5 protein-coding genes are annotated in these 5,033 nt (G+C 69.6%); 2 read left to right on the forward strand and 3 right to left on the reverse strand.

Features of this window, described 5'->3' with window-relative positions:
- Positions 1–18 precede the first annotated feature (18 nt).
- From RMO30_RS12265 to RMO30_RS12275, 3 genes are all read right to left on the reverse strand, one after another.
- A complete protein-coding gene (locus RMO30_RS12265; protein WP_309713917.1) occupies positions 19–1,287 on the reverse strand; it encodes an ATP-binding protein in 1,269 nt (422 codons plus the stop codon).
- Positions 1,274–1,966, reverse strand: a complete 693-nt coding sequence (locus RMO30_RS12270; RefSeq protein WP_309713928.1) for a response regulator transcription factor — start codon at positions 1,964–1,966, stop codon at positions 1,274–1,276. Before RMO30_RS12270 ends, RMO30_RS12265 begins: the two co-directional genes overlap by 14 nt.
- 132 nt (positions 1,967–2,098) lie before the next feature.
- Complete coding sequence (locus RMO30_RS12275) at positions 2,099–3,325, reverse strand: TRAM domain-containing protein (RefSeq protein WP_309713920.1); 1,227 nt, start codon at positions 3,323–3,325, stop codon at positions 2,099–2,101.
- Between the two features lie 22 nt (positions 3,326–3,347).
- Here RMO30_RS12275 and RMO30_RS12280 point away from each other — a divergent pair, with 22 nt between their 5' ends.
- Both RMO30_RS12280 and RMO30_RS12285 read left to right on the forward strand, forming a co-directional pair.
- Positions 3,348–3,959 carry a nucleoside triphosphate pyrophosphatase gene (locus RMO30_RS12280; protein WP_309713923.1) on the forward strand — a complete coding sequence of 204 codons (612 nt, stop codon included), beginning with the start codon at positions 3,348–3,350 and terminating at the stop codon, positions 3,957–3,959.
- 122 nt (positions 3,960–4,081) lie between these two features.
- Positions 4,082–5,033, forward strand: a 952-nt coding sequence (locus RMO30_RS12285) for a biotin carboxylase N-terminal domain-containing protein (RefSeq protein WP_309713924.1), incomplete at its 3' end; no start/stop codon positions are given.

The following is a 5,033-nucleotide window of genomic DNA, read 5'->3' on the forward strand; positions in this document are numbered from 1 at the left end:
GCCGCGGAACGGTGACTCTCACCGGGCCTCCTCGAGGTCGTCGGCGGCCGGTTCGCGGTCGGCGGTCTCGCCCGGGGGGTCCCAGGTGAGGGTGACGACGGTGCCTTCGCCGGGAGCCGTGTCGATCCGCGCGTGCCCGCCGGCGCTCGCAACCCGCTCGATGATCGAAACTCGCACACCGAGCCGTTCGGTCGGAATGAGTTGGGGATCGAAACCAGCACCGCGGTCGCCGATCTCGATGGTGAACGCTTGATGCCCGTGCGAGCGAATGTCGACCCAGCGGTCGACCCCCGGGCCGGCATGCTGGAGGCTGTTGATCATCGCCTGCACGGACGCCGAGTACGCGGCCTCTGCCACGTGCACGGGAATGTCGCACCACTCTTCGGCGACCATCGTCACGGCGACCGGCTCCGACATGCTCTCGGCGGCAGTCGCGATCCGCTGCGCGACCACCTCCCCCCACACGGTTGCCTCGGAGTCGGGGGCAACGGCGACCGCCTCCCGGAGGTGCCCGATCGCGTTGCCTGCCATGGTCGCGGCGAGGGTCTTGGCCTCGGGGCTGAATGAGCGCGCCGCCGACAACAGGGTGGTGAGCACACTGTCGTGCACAATCGAGTCGACCTGCACGCGCTCGGCCTCGGTGGCGTGTTGTCGAACGGCGTGCGAATAGCGTTCGAGGGCGTTCTGCTGGGCGGTGTCGACGCCGCTGGCTGCGGTGCGCAGCACGGCGATCATGATGAGGATGCCGCCGCCGAGCAGCATCGAGTAGACCGAGTCGAGCACCGCGGCCTCCACCCTGGTGCCGCCACCGGGGGGCGTGATCCGGATGATGCCGTAGAGAATCGGGGCGCCGACCGTGTAGACCACGGCGATGGGGATTTCCAACGAGACGGAAGCCATCGTCGTGGCGATCGTGAGGAGGAAGTACAGCCAGTAGCTGTCGGTCGGCGCGTCAGCCTCACTGAGCACGGCGAACGGCCAGCTGACGAGCGCGATGAGGTAGACGGCGGCGAAGGTGACGTAGGTTGCGCGAACCATCCGCTTGAAGATCGCGGCGATCACACAGGCGACGAGCGATGCGACCAGAAGAGCCACGATTGAGACCGTCCAGGCCGGCGCCATGTTCCCCAGCTGGCCCATCAGCAGCGGGATCGACTGCAGGAAGAACGCGACACCGATGACCGCCGCGAGCCGCGCCATGGCGGCATCGACGCGAAGCAGGCTGAGCGGGTTGCGGACCGGGCGCCCGAACGCGGGCTGACCGGCGGCCTGGTTAGTTGTCGCCACCGTCGGGGTCGAGTCCCGGCAGGATGCCGTCTTCGACCGCGCGACGGAGCAGATCGACCTTCGTCGGGGCGGGTCGGCCGACCTCGACGTACTTCACCCGGATTCGGTCGAGGTACTCCCGTGCCGTCGAGTAGCCGATCCCGAGCTGCTCCGCGGCGAGTTTGAGCGGCAGACCCGACGCGTAGAGGTGCAGGATCTCCCGTTCGCGACGTCCGAGTTGCGCCTTCGCAAAGTCGCGATCGGCGTCGATCGCGGTCGCCCATTCGAGGTTGTTGAGCACCTCGCCGCGCGCGACGGTGGCTGCCGCAGCGATGACCGTCTTGGTCGCCGACGATTTGGGGATGACGCCCGCTGCGCCGGCGGCGAGCGCCTCGCGCACCAGCCCGACCCGGTCGGCGATGCTGTGGATGAGGACCGCGGCTCCCGCGGCCTGCACGCGCTTGACGTTGTCGGTGACGGTCGAGCCATCGCCGAGCGAGAGGTCGAGTACGACGACGTCGACCTCGCGGCTGGCAAGGGAGCTGATGAGGTCGTCGACGGTCGGGGCGACGGCGACGACGTCATAACCCTCATCGGCGAACGCGGCTTTCAGCCCCAATCGCACCGATTCGTGGTCGTCGACGATCGCCACCCGCGCGGCAACGGTGTGCGAGCCGGATGCCTGGTCTCGATCGACCATGTGCGTCACGCTCATCCCGTTCTCCTCCGCAGTCGAACGTCGGGCGTCCGGGCGGTCCTGATCCGTGGCTATCGTACTCTCCCGTCGGGTGTACGAACCGATCTATCCACTCGAGTTGGGGGACACGCCTCGTCAGGCGCGGCGGAAGGTACCGACCGCTTCGACGTGATGGGTGTGTGGGAACAGGTCGAGCGCACGCAGGCCGGTGAGTTCGTAGCCGTGAGCCGCGAGCAGTGCGACGTCGCGGGCGAAAGCCACCGGGTCGCAGGCCACGTAGACGATCTGCGCGGGTTTCGCGGCTGCGAGCGGATCCAGCACGGCAGCGCCCGCCCCGGAACGCGGCGGGTCGAGCACGACCGTCGCCGCAGCGAGACGCGCGGCTTCTCCAGCGGACGCGGTGCTGAGCCCGCGCAGATACGCGTCGACGCGCGCGGTGACGACCGCCGCGCCCAGCCAGTCGGCGAGGTTCTCGGCGGCGTGCTCGGTCGCCCGCGCATCCGATTCGACCGACGTGATGCGCACTCCGGAACCAAATCGATCGCCGACAGCTGCGGCGAGCAGTCCGACGCCGCCGTAGAGGTCGAGATTGGCGGCCTTCGGGTCGAAGAGGGCCGGGTCGATCGCATCCTGGACCACGGCGCTCAAGGTCACCGGGGCCGCGACGTGCACCTGCCAGAAGCCGGTGTCGTCGACCCGGAACTCGCGGGTTCCGACCCGCTCCGTGATCACTGTGGGCTTCTGCGCACCGATGACGAGGCGCGCACCGTCCCCCACGCTCGACGCGAGCACCGTGACATCGCCGACGCCCGGCATCCGTTCGTCGAGTGGCGCGTGCTCGCGCACCGCGGCCACCGCGAGCGGCAGATCCGCCACGGGGATGACCCGGTGCGATCGGGCGGCGTACGGGCCGAGGGTTCCGTCGGCGGCGGCGTGCAAGCGTTCGCGGGTGCGCCATCCGGTTCCGTCCGGCGCGCCGGGGAGCGCCTCGACGACCACCTCGCGTTCCACCTTCGCCATCCGACTGAGCGCGTCGACGAGCACGTGCGCCTTCAGGGCACGCTGGTGGGCAAGGTCGATGTGGCCATAATCCGCGCCGCCCGGACGGTCGGCGGGGTCGCGTTCGACGGATGCCTCCGGCCAGATGTGGGCGCGCCGGTGCGGGCTCGGCTCAAGCACCCGCACCGTCTCGGCCCGCCAGAAGCTCTTCTTCGCGTCGGCGGTCACCCGCGCCACGACCCGTTCTCCGGGAATCGCGTCGGCCACGAACACGACCCGCCCCTCGTACCGGGCGACGGACTCGCCGCCGTGGGCCATGTTGGTAGCCTCGACCTCGATCTCACGGCCCTGCATTTCGCCCATCCGTGAAGCTTAGGAGGCTGGCGTGCGGCTCTATCTCGCGTCCACGTCGCCGGCCAGACTCGCAACCCTACGCGCCGTCGGAATCGAGCCCGTCGCGCTGCCATCCGGGGTCGATGAGGATGCCGCCGTCGCCGCCGCCGGACCGCTCGCACCGGCCGACATGGTGATGCTGCTCGCTCAGCTCAAGGCCGAAGCCGTCGCGACCGCCCATCCCGAACTCGACGGACTCATCCTCGGCGGCGATTCGGCGTTCGAGCTCGACGGAGTCGTCTACGGCAAGCCCCACCACCCTGAGGTGGCCCGCGAGCGTTGGCGAGCACAGCGCGGACGATTCGGGATGCTGCACTCCGGGCACTGGCTCATCGAAACCCGCACGGGCCGCGCCGTCGGCAGCCCGGCCGTCGCGCGGGTGGAGTTCGCATCCGACATCACCGATGCCGAGATCGACGCGTACATCGCGACCGGTGAGCCGCTCGAGGTCGCCGGCGCGTTCACCATCGACGCGCGGGGCGCCGCATTCATCGAGCGCATCGAGGGTGACCCCCACGCCGTGGTGGGCCTCTCGATCCCGCTCCTTCGGACCATGGTGAGGTCGCTCGCGATCGAGTGGACGGATCTCTGGAACCGGGCCTGACCCGCGCGCGGCGACCCCGCATCCATTCCTCGTCTTCTGACGCGACCCACCGCAACGGGCGCCCGTTTCTGTGGAAGCCCGACAAGAAGGACGGGGGGACGGCACAGATAGGCTCGGTTCTTATGGTCGCCGCCCCCGCTCGCCGAATTACCAAGGTGCTCATCGCGAATCGGGGGGAGATCGCGGTGCGGGTCATCCGCGCGGCGCGCGACTCCGGAATCGGGTCGGTCGCGGTCTACGCCGACCAAGACCGCGATGCCCGCCACGTGAAACTCGCCGACGAGGCCTACGCGCTCGACGGCACGACGTCGGCCGACACCTACCTCGTCATCGAGAAGCTGCTTTCCGTCGCCCGTCGCTCCGGCGCCGACGCCGTGCATCCGGGCTACGGCTTCCTCGCCGAGAACGCCGAGTTCGCCCGCGCCGTCATCGAAGCCGGCCTCATCTGGATCGGCCCGTCGCCCGACTCGATCGAGCGCCTCGGCGACAAGGTCTCGGCCCGGCACGTCGCCGAGAAGGTCGGCGCACCGCTCGCCCCCGGAACTCTCAACCCGGTGAATGATGCCGCCGAGGTTCTCGCGTTCGTCGACGAGGTCGGGTTGCCGGTCGCGATCAAGGCGGCGTTCGGCGGCGGCGGCCGCGGCCTCAAGGTCGCCCGCACCCGCGAAGAGGTTCCCGAGATGTTCGACTCGGCGGTGCGGGAAGCCACTGCGGCGTTCGGTCGAGGCGAGTGCTTCGTCGAGAAGTACCTCGACGAGCCGCGCCATGTCGAGACCCAGTGCCTCGCCGACTCGGCCGGCACCGTCATCGTGGTCTCGACGCGCGACTGCTCGCTGCAGCGTCGCCACCAGAAGCTGGTCGAGGAGGCGCCGGCGCCGTTCCTCACCGCCGAGCAGACCGAGCTGCTGTACACCTCGTCGAAAGCGATCCTGAAAGAGGTCGGCTACCTGGGCGCCGGCACCCGCGAGTTCCTGATCGGCAAAGACGGTACGGTCTCGTTCCTCGAGGTGAACACCCGGCTCCAGGTCGAGCACCCGGTATCCGAAGAGGTCACCGGCATCGACCTGGTGCGGG

Origin of the sequence: Pseudolysinimonas sp., from assembly GCF_031389465.1 — a bacterium.
Classification (GTDB): domain Bacteria; phylum Actinomycetota; class Actinomycetes; order Actinomycetales; family Microbacteriaceae; genus Pseudolysinimonas_A.

Excerpts from the sequence above, each read along its gene's own strand:
- RMO30_RS12270 (WP_309713928.1), bottom strand. The coding sequence starts at position 1,966 with ATGGTCGATCGAGACCAGGCATCCGGCTCGCACACCGTTGCCGCGCGG.
- RMO30_RS12275 (WP_309713920.1), bottom strand. The coding sequence starts at position 3,325 with ATGGGCGAAATGCAGGGCCGTGAGATCGAGGTCGAGGCTACCAACATG.